Genomic DNA, 20,561 nt, shown 5'->3' with positions numbered 1-20,561 from the left:
GATCAGACCTCCCTCTCGTCGTCCGCGGTCTGCCGCCTGCGCAGGATGTGGAAGTTCTCCACCGGCACCAGCGGCAGCCGCCTGCGCCCCGAGTCCTGGCCGAACGGCCCGTCCCCGCCCATCCCGGGGCCGCCGTCGGTGTCCAGGCTGCACGTGTCCGGCAGCGCGGAGGCCTCCAGCCGGTGCGCGTCGCCGACGGCCGCCGTCGGGATGACGTACCGCTCCTCGTACTTGGCGAGCGCCAGCAGGCGGTACATGTCCTCCACCTCCTGGGCGCTCATGCCGACACTGCCGCAGACACCGGGGTCGGGGTCCTCGCCGAGGTTGACCGACCGCATGTGGGAGCGCATCGCCGCCAGCTTCTCCAGCGACGCCCGCACGGGGCCGGTGTCGCCCGCCGTGAACAGCTCCGCCAGGTACTCCAGGGGGATGCGGAGCGTGTCGATGGCCCCGAAGAGGTTGTCCGCGTCCTCGCCGTCGTGTCCCGTCTCCGTCAGCGCGTCCACCACCGGTGACAGCGGCGGGATGTACCAGACCATCGGCATGGTGCGGTACTCCGGGTGCAGGGGCAGTGCGACGCGGTACCTGCTCACCAGCGCGTGCACGGGGGAGCGCCGGGCCGCCTCGATCCAGTCGAACGGGACGCCCGCCTCCTCGGCCGCCCGCCGCACCGCGGGGTCCCCGGGGTCGAGGAAGACGCCCAGCTGGGCCTCGTACAGCTCCTGCTCATTCGGTGTCGAGGCCGCCTCGGTCACCCTGTCGGCGTCGTACAGCACCACACCCAGGTACCGGAGCCGGCCGACGCAGGTCTCCGAGCAGACCGTCGGCTGACCGATCTCGATGCGCGGGTAGCAGAAGGTGCACTTCTCGGCCTTGCCGGTGCGGTGGTTGAAGTACACCTTCTTGTACGGGCATCCGGTCACGCACATCCGCCAGCCCCGGCAGCGGTCCTGGTCGACGAGGACGATGCCGTCCTCCGAGCGCTTGTACATCGCCCCGGACGGGCACGACGCCACGCACGACGGATTGAGGCAGTGCTCGCAGATGCGCGGCAGGTAGAACATGAAGGTCTCTTCGTACGCGAACCGCACCTTCTGAGAAGCCTCCTGCCGGGTCCGCTCCACCATGGGGTCGAGGTCGCCGTAGGCGGGGGCACCGCCCAGGTTGTCGTCCCAGTTCGAGGACCAGCCGATCTTCACCGGCTTGCCGTCGAGCTGGGAGACGGGCCGCGCGACGGGGTAGTCGGACCCGAGCGGGGCGTCGGTGAGGTTCTTGTAGTCGTACGTCCAGGGCTCGTAGTAGTCCTTGATCTCCGGGAGCCTCGGGTTGGAGAAGATCCCGGCGAGCTTCTTGATCCGGCCGCCCGCCTTGAGCTTGAGCGCGCCGCGCCGGTTCAGCTCCCAGCCGCCCCTCCACTTCTCCTGGTCCTCGTAGCGGCGCGGATACCCCTGCCCAGGGCGGGTCTCGACGTTGTTGAACCAGACGTACTCCATGCCGCGCCGGTTCGTCCACGCCTGCTTGCAGGTGACCGAGCAGGTGTGGCAGCCGATGCACTTGTCGAGGTTCATGACCATCGCGACCTGGGCCATCACTCGCATCAGTACTCGACCTCCTGGCCGCGGCGGCGGATGACGGTGACCTCGTCGCGCTGGTTGCCCGTCGGACCGAGGTAGTTGAACGCCCACGACAACTGGGCGTAGCCGCCGATGAGATGGCTCGGTTTGAGGAGCAGCCGGGTGAGCGAGTTGTGGATGCCGCCGCGCTTCCCGGTGGTCTCCGCGAGCGGCACGTTCACCGTGCGTTCCTGCGCGTGGTGCATGTAGACGGTGCCCGGCGGCATCCGGTGCGAGACGATCGCGCGGGCCACCACCACGCCGTTGCGGTTGACGGCCTCGATCCAGTCGTCGTCACAGACCCCGATCGCCTCCGCGTCCCGCGCCGACATCCAGATGGTCTGGCCGCCCCGGGACAGCGCCAGCATGAACAGGTTGTCCTGGTACTCGGAGTGGATGGACCACTTGTTGTGCGGGGTGAGGTAGCGGACCGTCACCTCGCGGTGCCCGTCGGGGCCGAGCTGCGGCTCGCCGAAGAGCCGGCTCATGTCCAGCGGCGGCCGGTACACGGGCAGCGCCTCGCCCAGCTCGTGCATCCAGTCGTGGTCGAGGAAGAAGTGCTGCCGCCCGGTGAGCGTGTGCCAGGGCTTGAGGTGCTCGGTGTTGAGCGTGAACGCCGTGTAGCGCCGGCCACCGGCCTCGCTGCCCGACCACTCCGGCGAGGTGATGACCGGCACGGGTGCCGCCTGGGTGTCGGCGTACGTGATCCGCTTGCCCTCGTGCTCGGCGGCGAGGTGGGCCATCTCCTGCCCGGTCTTCGCCTCCAGGGTGTGGAAGCCCTGGGTGGCCAGGCGGCCGTTGGTGGTGCCGGACAGGGCCAGGATGGTGTTGGCGGCCTTCACCGCGGTGTCCAGTGCCGGGCGGCCGTCGGCCGGGCCGCCGCGCACCGCGCCGTTCAGCTCCCGCAGCCGCGCCACCTCCTCGTCCGGCCGCAGCGTGATCCCCTTCGCGGGCAGGCCCTCGGCCTCCACCAGCGGGCCCAGTGCCGCGAACTTGGCGCCGATCGCCGTGTAGTCCCGCTCCACGACGACGAGGTTCGGCATGGTCTTCCCGGGCTCCGGGTCACACTCCCCGCGCCGCCAGTCCCGTACGACCCCGCCCGGCTGGGCGGTCTCGCCCGGCGTGTCGTGCTGGAGCGGCGCCGCCACCAGGTCCTTGCGCACGCCGAGGTGGCCGGCGGCCAGCTCGCTCAGCTTCTCCGCGAGCACCTTGAACGTGTCGAAGTCGGTGCGCGTCTGCCACGGAGGGCTCACGGCCGGGGAGAAGGCGTGCACATAGGGGTGCATGTCCGTGCTGGACAGGTCGTGCTTCTCGTACCAGGTCGCGGCGGGCAGCACCACGTCGGACAGCAGCGTGGACGAGGTGTGCCGGAAGTCCAGCGACAGCAGCAGGTCGAGCTTGCCCTCGGGCGCCTCCTCGTGCCACACCACGTCCCGGGGCCGCTGGTCCGGTGCGGCCTCCTCGGCGCGCAGCGAGGAGTGGGTGCCCAGCAGGTGCCTGGTGAAGTACTCGGCGCCCTTGGCCGACGAGCCCAGCAGGTTGGCCCGCCACAGGGTCACGATGCGCGGCCAGTTCTCCGGCGCGTCCGGGTCCTCGCAGGCGAACTTCAGAGTGCCCGCCCGCAGTTCGGCCACCGCGTTCGCCACCGGGTCGCCGAAGGTCTCGCCCAGCTCCAGGGGATTGCGGTCGAACGTCGGGTACGACGGCATCCACCCCGTCCGCGCCGACAGCGCCAGGCAGTCCGCGCCCGTCATCCCCTCGAACCGGCCCTCACCCAGCGGCGAGGCCAGCACGTCCGCACCGAACCGGTCGTAGCGGAACTGGTCGGTGTTCAGATACCAGTACGCGGTGCCGATCATCTGGCGCGGCGGGCGCGACCAGTCCGAGGCGGCGGCCAGCGACGCCCAGCCCGTCACCGGACGGCACTTCTCCTGGCCCACGTAGTGCGCCCAGCCGCCGCCGTTGCGGCCCTGGCAGCCGGTGAGCTGGAGCAGGGCGAGGAACGCCCGGTAGATCGTCTCGGAGTGGAACCAGTGGTTGGTGCCCGCGCCCATGAGGATCATGCAGCGCCCCTTGGAGCGCTCGGCGGTCCGCGCGAACTCCCGGGCGATCCGCACACAGGCCGCCGCCGGCACTGAGGTGTGCGTCTCCTGCCAGGCCGGGGTGCCGAGCGCGTCCGCGTCCTCGTACGACGCCGGCCACTCGCCCGGCACCCCCGGCCGCGCCACGCCGTACTGGGCCAGCAGCAGGTCGAACACCGTCGTCACCAGGGGCCCGGTCGCCCCGCCCAGCCGTGTCGCCGGCACGCCCCGCGTCACGACCTCACCACGGCCCTGCGCGTGCGCGCCGCCCTCGGTGTCGAAGCGGGGGAGCAGCACCGAAACGCCCGACGCCATCTCGTGGCCGTGCAGGCTCAGCCGGGGGCGCACGTCACCCAGATCGAGGTTCCACCTGCCCTGGTCGGCCTCGTTCCAGCGGAAGCCCAGCGAGCCGTTCGGCACGACCGCGCGGCCCGTCGCGTCGTCCAGCACCACCGTCTTCCAGGCGGCGTCCGCGCCCTCCTGCCCCAGATCGGCCGCGCGCAGGAACTTCGCCGGCACGTACGCCCCGTCCCGCTCGGTCAGCGTCACCAGGAACGGCAGGTCGGTGAAGCGCCGTACGTAGTCGTCGAAGAAGGGCGTCTCGCGGTCGACGAAGAACTCCTTGAGCACCACGTGCCCCATCGCCAGGGCCAGCGCGGCGTCCGTGCCCGGGTGCGGGTGCAGCCACTGGTCGGCGAACTTGGTGTTGTCGGCGTAGTCCGGCGAGACCACGACCACCTTCTGGCCCCGGTAGCGGGCCTCCGCCATCCAGTGCGCGTCCGGCGTCCGCGTCACCGGGACGTTCGACCCCCACATGATCAGGTAGGCCGCGTCCCACCAGTCGCCCGACTCCGGCACGTCCGTCTGGTCGCCGAAGACCTGAGGGGACGCCACCGGCAGGTCGGCGTACCAGTCGTAGAACGACAGCATCGGGGCGCCGATGAGGGAGTGGAAGCGGGCCCCCGCCGCGTGCGACACCATCGACATCGCCGGGATGGGGGAGAAACCCGCGATGCGGTCCGGGCCCTGGGTGCGGATGGTGTGGACGTGGGCCGCTGCCACCATCTCGACCGCCTCGTCCCAGCTCGCCCGGACCAGGCCGCCCTTGCCGCGCGCCCGCTGGTAGCACCGCCGCCGCTCGGGGTCGCCCTGGACGTCGGCCCAGGCCAGCACCGGGTCCGTCAGCCGCGCCTTCGCCTCCCGGTACATCTCCAGGAGCACCCCGCGCACGTAGGGGTAGCGCACCCGGGTCGGCGAGTACGTGTACCAGGAGAACGCCGCGCCCCTCGGACAGCCGCGCGGCTCGTACTCGGGGCGGTCCGGGCCCACCGACGGGTAGTCCGTCGCCTGAGTCTCCCAGGTGATGATGCCGTCCTTGACGAACACGTTCCAGCGGCACGATCCCGTGCAGTTCACGCCGTGCGTGGAGGTCACGACCTTGTCGTGGCTCCAGCGGTCCCGGTAGAACGCGTCCGACTCCCGGCCGCCGACCAGACCGATGCTGTGCAGGTCGGGGGCGGCGGTGCCGGGCCGGAAGAACCGGCCCGCGCGCAGCAGTGCCGCGCCCGGTTCGGTGGGCGGTGTCCGCGTGTCGGTCACGTGCGCTCCCTTGATCGACCGGGCCCTGGTTTCCGAACCTAGGGGCGGGCGCGGGAGCGCACCCGTTCGCGGCGCCCGTACGGGTCAGTGCGGACGCCGGCCGGTCCCGTCAGACCTTGCGCGCCACCCCCGCGTACACCGGCACGATGCCCTCCGCCTGGACCGCCACGTCCTCCGGGTCCGGCCGCCAGCCGGTGACCGGGATGACGCCGGGGCCCAGCAGCTCCAGGCCCTCGAAGAAGCGGGAGAACTCGCCGAGCGAGCGCGGGTGGAACGGCGTGCCGCTGCTGGCGAACAGACCGGCCGCCTTCCCCACCGCCTCCGGGTTCAGGTCCGGCGTGACCTGGGAGAGGACCAGGTAGCTCCCCGGCGCCAGGGCGTCCACGTACCGCTTCAGCAGGCCGTGCACGTCGTCGCCGTCGGCCGCGTCCCCGAGGTAGTGCGTCAGGGCCACCATCGACAGCGCCACCGGCCGGGCGAAGTCCAGGGACTCGGCCGCCAGCCGCAGAATGGTGTCCGGGTCGCGGACGTCCGCGTGGACGTACTCCGTCGAGCCCTCGGCGGAGCCGTGCAGCAGCGCCTCGGCGTGCCGCAGCACGATCGGGTCGTTGTCGGCGTAGACCACCCGCGCCTCCGTCGCCACGGCCTGCGCGACCTGGTGCAGGTTCGGTTCGGTGGGGATGCCGGTGCCGATGTCCAGGAACTGGCGCACCCCGGCCTCGGCGAGGGTCCGCACCGCACGGTGCATGAACCGGCGGTTGGCCCGCGCGCCGCGAACCGCCGTGTCGTCCGCGGCGAGGATCCTGCGGGCCAGTTCCTCGTCCACGGGGTAGTTGTCCTTGCCGCCCAGCCACCAGTCGTAGACGCGGGCCGGGTGCGGCCGGCTGGTGTCGATGGGCGCGGGGGTGGCGCCGGATCCGGTCATGCGGGGTGGTCTCCTCGGTGCCGGGGTGTGAGAGGTGCGGTTGCCGGGACTGCCGGTTCAGAAGTACTCGCGGTACGCGCGCAGGATCTTCTCGGTGCGCTGGGTCGAGGCCGCGCGCGCCGTCATGTGGTCCAGGACCTCCAGGTGCGCGGAGACCTCCGTACGGGAGTCCAGGTACAGGGCGCCCGTCAGGTACTCGGTGAAGACCATGTCGGGCAGCTCCGGCTCCGCGAACCGGAACAGGGTGAACGGCGCGTACGTCCCGGGGTGCGGACCGTCGTCGAACTCGGCGACCTGGAGCGTCACCCGGTCCCGGGTCGCGAACTCCAGCAACTTGTCCAGCTGACCGCGCATCACCCGCCCGTCGATGCTCACCGGCCGCCGCAGCACCGTCTCGTCCATCACCACCCACAGGTGCGGCGGGTCCGCCCGCTCCAGCAGCCGCTGCCGCTCCATGCGCAGCGACACGTGCCGCTCGACGGCCTCACCGCCCGCGTTGCCGATCGTCCCGGCCTCCATGACCGCGCGCGCGTAGTCCTCGGTCTGCAGCAGCCCCGGCACGAAGTGCGGCTCGTAGGAGCGGACGATCCGCGCGGCGCCCTCCAGGCTCACGTACATGCTGAACCAGTCCGGCAGCACGTCGTGGTACCGCTGCCACCAGCCCGGCTGGTTCGCCTCCTCGGCCAGCGCCACGAACGCCGTGACCTCCGCCGCGGGCACCCCGTACGCCGTCAGCAGGATCTGGACGTACGGTATTTTCAGCGCGACCTCGGCCATCTCCATGCGCCGCACGGTCGCCGGGGCCACCCGGAGCACCTTGGCGGCCTCCTCGCGCTTGAGGCCCGCCGTCTCCCGCAGTTCCTGCAGCCTTCTGCCCAGGACCACCTGGCCCACGGTGGGTGCGGCCCGCCGCTCACTCACGCCACGCCTCCCCAACGCGCCCAAGTCTCAACGCAGTCTGTCATGTTCCCCTGTCAGTCTCACAAGGGGTGTTCGTGGATCAACATCATTACCTGCCGGGTAATCGACCGTGCGCGGCCGGGGCGCCATCGTGGAGCCACCGGGTTCCGGGCCGGCGCACTCCGTTCCGGAACCCGGTCCCCGCAGCCGCGCACCGACCCCGACGGAGGATGACTCGTCATGTCCACCAACCAGCTGGCCGTCCTCGCCCGCACCACCGAACCGCAGCTGATGCTGCGCCGGTTCCTCGCCCTCGACGCGGTGGTGACCGGCGCCAACGCGGTCGCCTACCTCGCGCTCTCCGGGCCGCTCGGCCGCTTCCTCGGCGCCGGCTCCGGGCTGCTCCTCGCCCTCGGCGCGTTCCTCGCGGTGTACGCCGGGTGCGTCGCCCTGCTGGCCGCGCGCCCCCGGCCGCCGGCCCTCGGGGTGCGGGCGGTCGTCGAGGCCAACCTCGCCTGGGCGGCGGTCAGCTTCGCCGCCCTCGGCCTGTGGCTGACGCCCACCACGGCCGGCGCCGTGTGGACCGTCCTCCAGGCGCTCACCGTCGCCGGGTTCGCACTGCTCCAGTACGCAGCGCTGAGGCAGCGTCAGGACACCAGCGTCTGAAGGTGCTTGACCGTCGCCGGGTCGGCCGGGAGCAGCGTCTCGATGGCCAGCTCGGCGACGGTCACGTCCATCGGCGTGTTGAAGGTGGAGATGGACGAGATGAACGACAGGGTCCGTCCCTCGTGCTCGATCTGCATCGGCAGCGCGAAGTACGGCACGGGTTCGGCCGGCTCCTCACCCGCGCCGCCGACCGGCACCGGGTACGCCGCCACCTCCTCGTACAGCGCGCGGAGCGGCTCCGAGCGGTGCAGGGCGATCTGCCGCTCCATCTGCTCCAGCAGGTGCCCGCGCCACTCGCGCAGATTGCGGATGCGCGGCGCCAGGCCCTCCGGGTGCAGGGTCAGCCGCATCGCGTTGACCGGTGGCTGGAGCAGGTGCTCCGGCAGGCCCTCCAGCAGCATCAGGATGCCCCGGTTGGCGGCCAGCACCTGGTACGTCGCGTCCACGACCAGGGCGGGATACGGCTCGTAGCCCCGGATCAGCCGTTCCATGCCCTCGCGCAGGGCACCCAGCGCCGGGTCGTCCAGCGGGGTCTCCGGGTAGCGCGGGGCGTAACCGGCCGCGAGCAGCAGCGCGTTGCGCTCGCGCACCGGCACTTCCAGGTGCTCGGCGAGCCGCAGCACCATCTCCTCGCTCGGCCGGGAGCGGCCCGTCTCGACGAAGCTGATGTGCCGGGCGGAGGAGTCGGCGCGCAGCGCCAGCTCCAGCTGGCTGACCCGCCGCCGCTCCCGCCAGGCCCGCAGCAGCGGACCCACGCCCTGGGCGGTGGGGGCGGTACCTGACACGAGTGCGGTCATACTCCGCACGGTAGCCGACCCGGGCCCCTGAAGGGGCGGGCCGGCCCTCCTGACCAGGGCCCGCACGGCCCGGCTGTGGCAGGCTGAGGGTGATGCGGCCACCGAGCAGTCCGCCGAGCCGTCGGCCGCCCAGGAAAGGAGCGCAGCCCATGCCCGTCGAACCGCTGTCGCGGCAGGAGATCGAGGAACGGCTGGCCGGGCTGCCGGGCTGGTCCCTCGACGACGGCCGCCTCACCCGCTCCTACCGGCTCGGCTCGCACTTCGCGGCGGCCGCGATGGTCGTCCACGTCGCCCAGGTGCAGGAGGAGCTCGACCACCACTCCGACCTGACCCTCGGCTACAACACGGTCTCCCTCGCCGTGCACACCCACAGCGCGGGCGGCGCCGTCACCGAGAAGGACGTGGAGCTCGCCCGCAGGGTGGAGGACCTGGCCGCCGGCCACGGGGCACACTGACGGTGTGCTCGACTACGACAAGGAAGCGGAAGTCTACGACGCCTCCCGCGGCGGCGAGCCGCGCGCCGAGGCCGCCGCACGGGCCGTACTGAGCCTCGTACCGGCACGGGCGCGCAGCCTGCTCGACGTCGCCTGCGGCACCGGCATCGTCACCCGGCGGCTCGCGGCCGGCCGGGCGGGGCTGCGCGTGACCGGCGCCGACCTGGCGCCCGCCATGGCCCGGCGCGCCGCCGCGCGGCTGCCCGGCGCGGTGCTGCTCGCCGACAGCCGCAGGCTGCCTTTCCGGGACGGCGAGTTCGACGCCGTCAGCAGCGTGTGGCTGCTCCACCTGGCGGGCGGCGGCGCGAACGTGCGGGCGATCGTCGGGGAGTGCGCCCGCGTCCTGCGCCCCGGCGGGGTGTACGTGACCACGGTCGACAAGGGCGCCTCGCACAACGTGGGCAGCGACATCGACGCCGTACTGGCCACCCGCCCGCCGAGCACCGCGCACGACGCGGCCGGCCTCGTCGAGTCCCACGCCCGCGCCCACGGCCTGCTCCCCGCCGGACACGCCCGCTTCACCGGCCACGGCCAGGGACGCAGCCCCCGCCGCACGATCGCCGACCTCAGGCGCGGCTGGTTCGTCACGCTGCCGCCGGGCGACCCGCTCGCGGACGAGTTCGCCGACCGGCTCGCGGCGCTGCCCGACCAGGACCGGCCCCGGCCCGACCCGGTGTTCACGCTGAGGGCGTTCGCGAAGCCGTAGGGGACCGAACACGGGGAATCCGTGGGCGGCGGGCGGCAACCCGGCCGTGCCGGGCGGCGACCAAGAGACGGAACCCATCCGTCCTCCAGGAGGTCCGTCCCGTGAGCCACCCCCACAAGCACCGCAGACGCCGTCCGCTCGTCCTCGGCGCGGCCCTCGCCGCCGCCGCACTCGTCGGCACCGGTCTGACCACGCTCACCACCGACACCGCCGAAGCGGCGACCGCCCGGCAGGCCGAGGCACTCGACCGGGGCGTGGTCAGCGTCCACACGGGCGCCGGCAACCTGGTCGGCTGGCGCTGGCTGGCCACCGACCCGGACAACGTCTCCTTCAACGTCTACCGGGCCGGCACGAAGGTCAACTCCACCCCCGTCACCGGCTCCACGACCTTCTTCCACTCCGGCGCCCCCTCCCACGCCGACTACACCGTCCGCGCGGTCGTGAACGGCACCGAGCAGGGCGACTCGGTCCACGCGATCCAGTTCCGGGCCGGGTACAAGGACGTGCCGATCTCCCCGCCCGCCGGCGGCACCACCCCCGACGGCGTCTCCTACACCTACGAGGCCAACGACGCCTCCGTCGGCGACCTCGACGGCGACGGCGCCCTCGACCTCGTCCTGAAGTGGCAGCCCACCAACGCCAAGGACAACTCCCAGTCCGGCCACACCGGCAACACGATCGTCGACGGCATCCGGCTCGACGGCACCCGGCTGTGGCGCGTCGACCTGGGCCGCAACATCCGCTCCGGCGCCCACTACACGCAGTTCCAGGTGTACGACTACGACGGCGACGGCAGGGCCGAGGTCGCCATGAAGACCGCCGACGGCACGATGGACGGCACGGGCGCGGTCATCGGCGACTCATCGGCCGACCACCGCAACTCGTCCGGATACATCCTCACCGGCCCCGAGTACCTGACGATGTTCGACGGGCGGACCGGCAGGGCCATGGGCACGGTCGACTACGTCCCCGGCCGGGGCAACGTCTCCTCCTGGGGCGACTCCTACGGCAACCGCGTCGACCGCTTTCTGGCCGGCACGGCCTACCTGGACGGCTCCCGCCCCTCCCTGATCATGGCGCGCGGCTACTACACCCGCTCGGTGATCGCCGCCTGGGACTGGCGGGACGGCCGCTTCACCCGCCGCTGGACCTTCGACACCAACTCCTCCACCAACGCGGGCAAGGGCTACGACGGCCAGGGCAACCACCAGCTGTCCGTGGCGGACGTCGACGGCGACGGCAGGGACGAGATCGTGTACGGCGCGATGGCCGTCGACGACAACGGCCACGCCCTGTGGACCACGCGCAACGGCCACGGCGACACGATGCACGTCGGCGACCTCGACCCGTCCCGTCCCGGCCTGGAGGAGTTCAAGGTCGACGAGGACAGTTCGAAGCCCTCCTCCTGGATGGCCGACGCCCGCACCGGCCAGATCATCTGGGCGACGGGCGCGAGCGGCGACAACGGCCGGGGCGTCTCGGCCGACATCTGGTCCGGCAGCGCGGGCGCGGAGTCCTGGTCGTCGGCCGAGAGCGGCATCCGCAACCCGAAGGGCACGGTCGTACACAGCCGCAAGCCCTCCAGCGCCAACTTCCTGTCCTGGTGGGACGGCGACCCCGTCCGCGAACTCCTCGACGGCACCCGCGTCGACAAGTACGGCACCTCGGGCGACACCCGCCTGCTCACCGGCTCCTCGGTCGCCTCCAACAACGGCACGAAGGCCACCCCGGTCCTGTCCGGCGACATCCTCGGCGACTGGCGGGAGGAGGTCGTCTGGCGCACGAGCAACAACACCGCCCTGCGTATCTACTCGACCCCGCACGACACGGACCGCAGGATCACGACCCTCCTTCACGACACCCAGTACCGCACCGCCCTGGCCTGGCAGAACACCGCCTACAACCAGCCTCCGCACCCGAGCTTCTTCATCGGCGCGGGGATGGCGACGGCGCCGAGGCCGACGGTGTACACGCCGTGAACTGCGGTGAGGGAGGTGGAAGCGAGTTTCCGCAAGTGATTCACGTGTGGCATATTGTCCCGAGCATGCCAGGGGCGCGGTGTCCGTGGCAGGAGGGGAACGCAACATGAAGAGCCGCAGAACCGCGGTCCGCGCACTCGTCACCGGCGCCTGTGCGGTCGGCCTGGCCGTCGGGATGCAGGGACAGGCCTGGGCGGGCAGCGTGACCATCTACGCGCCCAACAGCGCGGGCAGCGCAACCTTCAACGCGGACCCCTCCGGTTCGATCCCCGGCGACGCCATCCGGGCGTGCGACACCAAGTCGGACGGCTGGGGCATCGAGGCCGCGCTGGACTACAACTTCGACGGGATCGTCGACCGCAGGGTGGACACCCGCGGTCACACCGCCGGGTACTGCAGCCCCTGGAAGAGCGGCGACCTCACCGAGGGCAAGTCCGTCCGGCTGTACGTCGTGCCGGTCAAGGGCAGCAGCTACGGGCCCTGGACGTACATCGACGTCGTCGCCTGACCTGCCCGGCAGGGCGACGGCCCCGGACCGACACGGTCCGGGGCCGTCGCGCGTGGCCGTCCGGGCCGCCGCGGGGCGCGGGCGGGCTGGATCAGCCGGTGGAGCAGGCCTCACCCCCGGCGGTGAACGACGCCGGAAGGGAGTTGCCTCCCGACCATTGACCCGTGAAGCCGAAGGCCACCGACGCTCCGGCGGCCACCGTGCCGTTCCAGCCGGTGTTCCGCGCGGTCACCGACCCGCCCGACGCGGTGTGTTCCGCGTTCCACATCCGGGTCACCCGCTGGCCGTCCGGGAAGGACCAGCGCAGGGACCAGCCGTCCCAGGCGGAGGTGCCCGTGTTGGTGAGCCGCACATCGGCCTGGAAGCCGCCCCCCCACTGGTTGGTGACCGTGTACGCCACCGCGCACGCCCCGGCCGGCTCCGGGTCCGGCCCGGGGCCGGGGTCGGTACCGGCGGTGTCGCCGTAGACGATCCCGCGCCCGTTGGTCGCCACGTACACCCGCCCGTAGACGCGCGGGTCGCCCGTGATGGCCGCGCCGGTCCAGCCCCACTGGTGGGCGTCGTCGTTGACGCGGGTCCAGGTGGCGCCCTGGTCGGTGGAGCGGAAGATGCCGCGCACCCCGGCTATCTCGGCGCTGGTGTAGAGGGTCTGGTACGAGGCGCCCGGCGCCGCCTTGCCGAAGCCGACGGTGTCGGCCTCGTCGACGTTCGGCAGCTTGGTGAAGCTCGCGCCGCCGTCCGTCGAGTGCCACAGCCCGTACGGACCGTCCGCAGCCCCGCCCGCCAGCCAGATGTCACCCTCCCCGCCCGGCAGCGCCTTGAAGCGTACGCTGTCCCCGGCGGGCAGGCCGGTGGCCACCGACGCGGTGAAGGTCGCGCCGCCGTCCGTGCTGACGTAGAACTTCCCGGACTTGAAGCCGTAGAAGGTGTGCGGGTCGACCCGGTCGGACTCTACGACCGCGCCGGCCGGGATGCCGCTCGACGGCTGCCAGGACGTGCCGAAGCCCGCCGTGTGGTGCACTCCGGCGCCCTGCGGGCTCCACACGAAGCGGCTGCCGTCCGCGCCGGCGGCCACGGTGCCCCCGCCACTCACGCCCGCGGGGTCGGTGCCGCCGAACCAGTTGGCGCCGTTGTCCGTGGAGAAGGCGATGTGCGGGCCCGCGTCGAGGTTCCCGGCCCGCACGACGACGTCCGGGTTCGTCTCCGCGAAGTCCAGACTCGTGGTGGAGGTGAAGTTGGGGGAGGTGAACATCATCGACGGCACCTCGGTCAGGCTCGTGTGCCGGAAGCCGCCGACGTCACCCAGCGCACTGAGCAGCGGGGCGCCCGACGGGGGAGCGGCCAGGTCGTTCACGGCCGTCTCCTCCAGCCCGCGGACCATGGGCTCGATGGCGAACTCGCCGCCCTCGTCGTCCCAGTTCGTGAGGTTCTCCGTGCCGTAGACGGTCGCCCCGGTCCCGTACATCATCCGGTCCGAGTCGAACGGGTCGATCTCCAGCGCCTCCGTCATCCAGCCCAGCTTCGGCGTCTGCTCGGGCGGGCTGGGATTCGCGCCCCAGGTCAGCCACGGGGACGAGGAGACGTCCATGGTGTAGCGGTTCTCGCGGGCCGGGTACGACGTGTACTCCCATGCCTGCGTCCACGTCGCGCCGCTGTCCGTGGAGCGGTAGATCTGCGTGTCCGGCCACCAGGAGCTGTACGCCGTCGCCATCACCGTGCCGGGGTTCTGCCGGTCGACGGTCAGTCCGCTGAAGCCGAAGTAGGTGTCGGCCTCGGCGACCGGGCTGATGTCCGTCCAGGTGCCCGTCACCGTCGCGTACCGGTACAGCCGGCCCTTGCCGCCGTCGTACGGGCCGCCCGTGTCGCTGTAGGCCAGGTACAGGTGGCCGTTCTCGGCGTCCAGGACGCCCTTGTGGGCGAGGTAGCCGGTCGGCTGCCCGGCGACGCGCTCCCAGGTCGCGCCCGCGTCGGTCGAGCGGTAGACGGCGTTCTCCTTGTCGGCGACCCCCATGTAGACCGTCTTCGTGGGGGCGCCCGCCGTACCCGTGGACTCGTCGAAGGTGACCCAGACGACGCCCTGGTTGTCCGAGGCGTAGCCGCTCGTGTCCGTGGGGTCCTGCACGTAGTTCCCGGGGTTGGGGAAAGCCGTCACCTCGGACCAGGTGACACCCGCGTCCGTCGAGCGCCACAGGCCGTTGCCGCTGGGCGCGCCCAGGTACAGCACGTCGTTGTCGTGCGGGTCGACGGCCAGGCGCTCGCCCATGCCGCGGCCCGGCATGTTGCCGCCCAGCTTGAACGGCAGGTCGGCCTTCTCCCACGTCGCGCCCCGGTCGGCGGAGCGCAGCACCGCGCCGTTGCCCGGGTCCCAGTCGTTGGTGTACGTGCCGACCGCCGCGTACACCCGGTCGGGGTCGACGGAGTCGGAGGCGACGCTGACCACGCCCGTGTGGCCCCAGTCGTCCCAGCCGACGTGGTCGAGGAGGGGAGTCCAGCTCTTCGTCCCCTCCTCCCAGCGGTAGGCGCCGCCGATGTCGGTGCGGGCGTAGGCCAGGTCCTTCTCGGAGCGGTTGAAGACGATGCCGGGGACGAAGCCGCCCCCGTCGACGCGGGCGTTCTTCCAGGTGTAGGAGTCGGCGGCCACGGCGGCCGCCGCCGGTGAACCGGAGGCCAGCGCGGCGGGCGGGCCGCCGGTGAGGAGGCCGGCCGCCAGGGCCAGCAGGACTGTGAGGATCCGGGTTCTTCGCACGGTGGGGAACCGTCCTTCCGTCGGGAACAGAACACATGCGAGGCCGGGCGGCCCTCGGCGTGGACGAGGGCCGCCCGGCAGATGGCCCCGCCGTCCGGTGGCGGAACCCTGCACACGGAGCCGTCAAGCGCCCCGGCGCGGCGCGGGGAACTGCGCGACCAGCCACGCACGGCCCGCAGCCGAGCATCCCGCGCCACCCGCGGAGCGCTTCGCGGGGGCTATTCGAGAAGCTCCGCGTACGAACCCATGGCGAGGGCGATGTCCGCCTGCGCCCAGAAGCGGTGGTACGTGAACGTGGGCGCGGCGCCGCCCGCGAGGTAGCTCTCGATCTTGGACCAGGCGGGGTCGTCCTGGTAGAAGGAGCGGATCGAGGAGAAGGTCGACGACGCGTCGATCGTGTCGCCGTTCGGCATGGTCCCGGTCCAGCCGCTGGGGACGTGCACCGGGTCGTCGAAGCGGTTGTAGTCGGCGCGGGTCTCCGGGACGGCGATGCCCAGCGCGGTCTGGTTGTTCTCCCACATGCCGTCCAGCAGTGCCTTGGCCGTCGACGCCGCCTCCGAGTCGCCGGAGCGGTCGGCGTAGTACGTCAGGGTCTTGGCGTACGCCGCCGCCACACCGACGTCGTTCGTGTAGTCCGCGACGGTGACGTGCAGGCCGGCGTTGTCACCGGGGGAGGACGCGTTCCAGGTGTCCGGCTGCCCCGACCACTTCAGCGTCGCCGGGATCAGGAAGGTGCCGTCCGGGTTGACCGTCGTCTCCGACAGCGCCCAGTCGACCCACTTGTCCAGGACCTCCTCGGCCCGCGCGTCGCCGCTCTGCTGGTAGTACTCGGCGACCCGCTCCATGGACCACGCCTGGAAGCCGAACCACTGGTTGGACGGCGGGTCGTGGTAGACCGGCTTCTCGTCGTAGTACATGCCGTAGAAAGTCGGCGTACCGGCCGGCGGGGTCGCGTACCGGCCCGCCCAGCTGTTGGTGGCGCCGCCCGCGATGGCGCCCTCGTCGGACTGGAGCCAGCGGTAGAACTCGATCTGCCGGTCCAGGGACTTGGCCCAGTCCGCCGCGCCCGTCGCCGACTTCGGCTTCAGGTCGTCGTACGTGCTCAGCGCGTACGCCGCCAGCGGGTTCTGGTAGCCGCCGTGGGTGTGGCTGGAGCCGATGCGCCAGGCCCAGCCCGCCGAGGTGTCCACGGCGCCGCCCCACGCGTAGTACCAGGACAGCAGGTAGTGCGAGGAGTCCTTGCCGGTGCCCGCCGGGCAGCTCGACGGCCCCACACAGTTCCCGACCTTCTTGAAATACTTGTCGTACATGGCGTAGCGCAGGTAGTCACCCATCTTGGCGGCCTTGTCCAGGGTGCCGGCGATCTCCTCGCCCCTGCCCTGCTCCTCGGCCCAGACGTCCGCCCAGTACGCCGCCTGCACCGCCCGCGCGTCGGCGTCCGGGGCGTTGGTGAACTTCCACTGCTTCGCGTAGGAGGCGTCACCCGTGAACAGGTCCAGGTAGCCGTTGGGGCCGCCGTACTTGAAGGCGTCGCAGGTCGGCTGCGGCACCGTCTCCCACACCGACTCCTGCGCGCCGCGCTGGAAGGTGTTGATGTAGGAGGGGCCGGTGTCCGACGGGCCCGCCTCGCAGTTGCCGGGCGAGTTGCCGTAGCCGTAGGTGTTGTCGACGTCCTGGAGCCAGTGCATGCCGTAGACGTCGTCCGTGCCGTACGCCGACCTCAGCTCGCCGGCGATCGGGTCCGGACCGACCGGCACCGTGCCGTCCAGCGGCGCCGGGTACTCGTCCGGCGTGTCCAGCTCGGGGGCGTAGGTCGCCGGCTCGGACGCGTTGTAGGACGAGTTGGTCGGCTGGTCGGCGTGGGTGGGGATCATGTAGGTCTCCATGATCTCCCAGGCGTTGTTGAACCGGTCCCAGTCGCCGGTCACCTTGCCGTACATGGCCTGGAGCCACAGCAGGTAGCTGTACGCCTCGGACGTGGTCTCGTGCCCGTGGTCCGGCGCCTCCACGATCAGCGTTTCGACCGAGTGGTACGGAATGCCCTCGGGGGAGAAGTAGCCGTTCGCCGGGTCGGTGATCTTCCCGTAGAGCTCCAGGAAGCGGGCGTCGTAATCCTTCTGGGCGCCCAGCTGGGTCACGGTGACCGAGGCCTTGCCGTGGCCGGGGGCCGTCGACTCGAAGACCGCCGAGCCGGTGCCGGAGGCGTCGGCCGCGATGGTCACCTCCTGGGCGGTGTCCCAGTTCGCCGGGGTGAAGGTGAGGCTCGCCCCGGCGGAGACCGACAGGCCGGTGTTGCCGCTCGCGCGTGCCGTGGTCACCGTGACGTTCGCGGCCGGCTCCTTCGAGAGCTTGACCTCGTACGTGCCCGACTCGCCCTGCTGGACGCCCAGTTGCCCGGGCGTGGCGACCACGGTCGGTCCCGAGGCGACCGTGATGCCGACCGGCACGGAGGCGGCGGAGGCGCCCATGCTGTCGTAGGCCTTCGCCACCAGGGAATGACTGCCCACGGTCAAACCGGAGGCGGAGTAGGTGTAGGGGGCGCTGGTGTCGGTGCCCAGCAGCGTGGTGTCGTCGTAGAACTCCACCTTGCTGATGGTGGCGTCGTCGGCCGCCGCGGCCGTGGCGGCCAGTGGAACGGCCTCGCCCTGCGAGTAGACCGATCCCGGCTCCGGGCTGGTCAGCACGGTGATCGGGGGCTGGTGCGCGCCGGCGCAGGTGGTGCCGTTGACGGCGAAGCTCGTCGGCGCGGTGTTGGCGCCGCTGTAGGTGAACTGCCCGCCGGTGGTGACGGCGGCGCCGGCCGCGACGCGGGCGTTGTACGCGGCGTTCTTGACGGTGACGGTCTTCCCGGACTGGCTCCAGGTGCCGTTCCAGCCGTTGGTCAGCTTCTGGTTGCCCGCGTAGTCGTACGTCAGCGTCCAGCCGTCGATGGCGTCGGTGCCGCGGTTGGTGAGCGTCAGCTCGGCGGTGAATCCGGAGCCCCAGTCGTTGGTCCTGTAGTCCACGCTGCACTGAAGTGCGGCCGCCTGGGCGGGAGTCGAACCGGTGCCCAGCATGGTGAGGGGTAAGGCGAGGGCCGCCAGGGCGGCCGTCCACAGACGCCGCGCGGTGCGGCGTCTGGGTCTGTGTGCGGGGTGCATGGTGCTGGTTCCTCCTTGCGGCTCGGGGAGTGTGGGGGAGGAGCGACAAGCCTTGAACCAGTGGGAGCGCTCCCATAGTGGGGAGGGGGGTCTGTGCGGTCAAGATGTGTGGAGAGTCGAAAAGATTCGACACGCACCGCCGGGAGAAAATCGGTAACTCCTCTGTTCTTTACCGTCACTTGGCGCTACCTTCATCGGCACCAGTGGGAGCGGTTCCATCAGTCGAAGTGTCCGTCGCGGCGCTTCCGAACTGCGAGGAGTCGCTCATGCGCCACCCCCCGCACCACCTTTCGCGTTCAGGACTTGGAGCCGTGGCAGCGGCACGTCCGACGCTTCACCGGCCGGCGCGCCGGCTCGTACACGCACACCCCCCGGGCCGCTCCACCGTGCCCGCGGGCCGTTCCTGATCTCCGTCCGCGACGGCACCCCCTTGCCGTGCGGAGGCGGACCGTGCCCAGTGCGCGCGGTCCCGGACGAACAGCACGCGCACCCCTGACCGCAGCACGCGCACCCCACGAAAGAAGGAACCCGCACTCATGACCCGCAGCAGAACCGCGATGCTCGCCGCCCTGGCGCTGGTCGCCGGGGCCTCCGGCACGGCCTTCGCCGCGCAGTCCGCCGGCGCCGGCGCGGCGGCCGTCCCGTGCACCGTCGACTACCAGGTGCAGAACGACTGGGGGAGCGGCTTCACCGCCGCCGTGACCGTCACCAACAACGGTGCCGCCACCTCCGGCTGGTCCCTGGGCTGGACGTTCGCCGGCAGCCAGAAGGTCACCAACGGCTGGAACGCGAAGCTCAGCCAGAGCGGCGCCGCCGTCACCGCGACCAACGAGGCCTACAACGGCACGCTCTCCACGGGCGGTTCGGCGAGCTTCGGCTTCCAGGGCACCTACAGCGGCAGCAACGCCGTCCCCGCCACCTTCACCCTGAACGGCGTGACCTGCAACGTCGACGACGGCGGTTCGACCGACCCCGACCCGACCGACCCGCCGGACCCGACCGATCCGCCGGAGCAGGGCGAGCGGGTGGACAACCCGTACGACGGAGCCAAGGTCTACGTGAACCCCGAGTGGAGCGCCAAGGCGGCGGCCGAGCCCGGCGGCGACCGCATCGCCGACCAGCCCACCGGTGTGTGGCTCGACCGGATCGCCGCCATCGAGGGGGTCAACGGCGGCATGGGGCTGCGCGACCACCTCGACGAGGCGCTGACACAGAAGGGCTCCGGGGAACTCGCCGTCCAGCTCGTCATCTACAACCTGCCCGGACGCGACTGCGCCGCCCTCGCCTCCAACGGCGAGCTGGGCCCGACGGAGATCGACCGGTACAAGACCGAGTACATCGACCCGATCGCCGAGATCCTCGCCGACCCCAAGTACGCGGACCTCCGGATCGTCACCACGGTCGAGATCGACTCGCTGCCCAACCTGGTCACCAACGTCTCCGGGCGGCCGACCGCCACGGAGAACTGCGACGTCATGAAGGCCAACGGCAACTACCAGAAGGGCGTCGGGTACGCCCTGAACAAGCTCGGCGACGTCGGCAACGTCTACAACTACGTCGACGCCGGCCACCACGGCTGGCTCGGCTGGGACAGCAACTTCGGTCCCTCCGCCGACATGTTCAAGACCGCCGCCACCACCGAGGGCGCGACCGTCGACGATGTGCACGGCTTCATCGTCAACACCGCCAACTACAGCGCCCTGAAGGAGGAGAACTTCAAGATCACGGACTCGGTCAACGGAACCTCCGTGCGCCAGTCCGACTGGATCGACTGGAACCAGTACACCGACGAGCTGTCCTACGCCCAGGCCATGCGCGACAAGCTGGTCTCGCTCGGCTTCGACCAGAACCTCGGCATGCTGATCGACACCTCGCGCAACGGCTGGGGCGGCGAGGCGCGGCCCACCGGACCGGGCGCGACGACCGACGTGAACACCTACGTGGACGGCGGGCGCTACGACCGCCGCATCCACCTCGGCAACTGGTGCAACCAGTCCGGAGCCGGCCTCGGCGAGCGGCCGCAGGCCAGCCCCGCCGCCGGGATCGACGCGTACGTGTGGATGAAGCCCCCGGGCGAGTCCGACGGCGCGAGCGAGGAGATCCCGAACGACGAGGGCAAGGGCTTCGACCGGATGTGCGACCCCACCTACGAGGGCAACGCGCGCAACGGCAACAGCCCCTCCGGTGCGCTGCCCGACGCACCGATCTCCGGCCACTGGTTCTCCGCGCAGTTCCAGGAGCTGATGAAGAACGCCTACCCGCCCCTGTCCTGACGGGACTCCGGCGTAGCTGACGCCGTCGGGGCCCGGCCCTCCCCGGCCGGGCCCCGGCGGTACTTTTTGCGGTCACGGCAACTTCGTTTGCCTTCGCGCGGTGCGTCGTCGCACCCTGACGGCACCGCGAACGG

At 71.6% G+C, this 20,561-nt stretch carries 13 protein-coding genes; 6 read left to right on the top strand and 7 right to left on the bottom strand.

Translation table 11 applies throughout. The features are described 5' to 3' along the window. Positions 1 to 2: 2 nt before the first annotated feature. The 4 genes from narH to ACFW47_RS15685 form a co-directional block, all read right to left on the bottom strand. Positions 3 to 1,598 carry a nitrate reductase subunit beta gene (gene narH / locus ACFW47_RS15700; protein WP_386306053.1) on the bottom strand — a complete coding sequence of 532 codons (1,596 nt, stop codon included), beginning with the start codon at positions 1,596 to 1,598 and terminating at the stop codon, positions 3 to 5. Continuing rightward, on the bottom strand, positions 1,598 to 5,293 hold the full coding sequence (locus ACFW47_RS15695; protein WP_386306052.1) for a nitrate reductase subunit alpha: 3,696 nt from the start codon (positions 5,291 to 5,293) through the stop codon (positions 1,598 to 1,600). Before ACFW47_RS15695 ends, narH begins: the two co-directional genes overlap by 1 nt. A gap of 109 nt (positions 5,294 to 5,402) precedes the next feature. Then, positions 5,403 to 6,218: an SAM-dependent methyltransferase gene (locus ACFW47_RS15690; protein ID WP_386306051.1), complete on the bottom strand. Its 816-nt coding sequence runs from the start codon at positions 6,216 to 6,218 to the stop codon at positions 5,403 to 5,405. 57 nt (positions 6,219 to 6,275) lie between these two features. Beyond that, the gene (locus ACFW47_RS15685) at positions 6,276 to 7,139 is read right to left on the bottom strand and encodes a helix-turn-helix transcriptional regulator (RefSeq protein ID WP_386306050.1); all 864 of its coding nucleotides are present in this window, start codon (positions 7,137 to 7,139) and stop codon (positions 6,276 to 6,278) included. Between the two features lie 219 nt (positions 7,140 to 7,358). Between ACFW47_RS15685 and ACFW47_RS15680 the strand changes: the two genes are divergently transcribed. Beyond that, positions 7,359 to 7,784 carry a hypothetical protein gene (locus ACFW47_RS15680; protein WP_386278486.1) on the top strand — a complete coding sequence of 142 codons (426 nt, stop codon included), beginning with the start codon at positions 7,359 to 7,361 and terminating at the stop codon, positions 7,782 to 7,784. Here the strand turns inward: ACFW47_RS15680 and ACFW47_RS15675 are convergent. Then, positions 7,766 to 8,581: a helix-turn-helix domain-containing protein gene (locus tag ACFW47_RS15675; RefSeq protein ID WP_386306049.1), complete on the bottom strand. Its 816-nt coding sequence runs from the start codon at positions 8,579 to 8,581 to the stop codon at positions 7,766 to 7,768. The genes ACFW47_RS15680 and ACFW47_RS15675 overlap by 19 nt on opposite strands. A gap of 149 nt (positions 8,582 to 8,730) precedes the next feature. Between ACFW47_RS15675 and ACFW47_RS15670 the strand changes: the two genes are divergently transcribed. The 4 genes from ACFW47_RS15670 to ACFW47_RS15655 all read left to right on the top strand — a co-directional run bounded on the left by ACFW47_RS15670 (position 8,731) and on the right by ACFW47_RS15655 (position 12,268). Then, positions 8,731 to 9,036: a 4a-hydroxytetrahydrobiopterin dehydratase gene (locus tag ACFW47_RS15670; protein WP_386306048.1), complete on the top strand. Its 306-nt coding sequence runs from the start codon at positions 8,731 to 8,733 to the stop codon at positions 9,034 to 9,036. Between the two features lie 4 nt (positions 9,037 to 9,040). Beyond that, a complete protein-coding gene (locus ACFW47_RS15665; RefSeq protein ID WP_386278480.1) occupies positions 9,041 to 9,781 on the top strand; it encodes a class I SAM-dependent methyltransferase in 741 nt (246 codons plus the stop codon). Positions 9,782 to 9,882: 101 nt separating this feature from the next. Further along, on the top strand, positions 9,883 to 11,760 hold the full coding sequence (locus ACFW47_RS15660) for a rhamnogalacturonan lyase (RefSeq protein ID WP_386306047.1): 1,878 nt from the start codon (positions 9,883 to 9,885) through the stop codon (positions 11,758 to 11,760). Between the two features lie 106 nt (positions 11,761 to 11,866). Continuing rightward, complete coding sequence (locus ACFW47_RS15655; protein WP_386278476.1) at positions 11,867 to 12,268, top strand: hypothetical protein; 402 nt, start codon at positions 11,867 to 11,869, stop codon at positions 12,266 to 12,268. Between the two features lie 91 nt (positions 12,269 to 12,359). Here ACFW47_RS15655 and ACFW47_RS15650 read toward each other — a convergent pair whose 3' ends face one another. Then, complete coding sequence (locus ACFW47_RS15650) at positions 12,360 to 15,014, bottom strand: cellulose binding domain-containing protein (protein WP_386306046.1); 2,655 nt, start codon at positions 15,012 to 15,014, stop codon at positions 12,360 to 12,362. Positions 15,015 to 15,232: 218 nt separating this feature from the next. Continuing rightward, positions 15,233 to 18,154 (bottom strand): glycoside hydrolase family 48 protein, encoded by a 2,922-nt coding sequence (locus tag ACFW47_RS15645; protein WP_386278472.1) that lies wholly within the window; start codon positions 18,152 to 18,154, stop codon positions 15,233 to 15,235. A 536-nt stretch (positions 18,155 to 18,690) separates the two neighbouring features. On the opposite strand from ACFW47_RS15645, the gene ACFW47_RS15640 reads away from it, so the two are divergent. Then, on the top strand, positions 18,691 to 20,427 hold the full coding sequence (locus ACFW47_RS15640) for a glycoside hydrolase family 6 protein (RefSeq protein WP_386278470.1): 1,737 nt from the start codon (positions 18,691 to 18,693) through the stop codon (positions 20,425 to 20,427). Positions 20,428 to 20,561 lie beyond the last annotated feature (134 nt).

The sequence above is a fragment of the Streptomyces sp. NPDC058796 genome (assembly GCF_042745235.1).
In the GTDB taxonomy this organism is placed as follows: domain Bacteria; phylum Actinomycetota; class Actinomycetes; order Streptomycetales; family Streptomycetaceae; genus Streptomyces.
The sequence above is the reverse complement of the archived record's forward strand: the minus strand, read 5'-3'. Positions and strand labels throughout refer to the sequence as shown.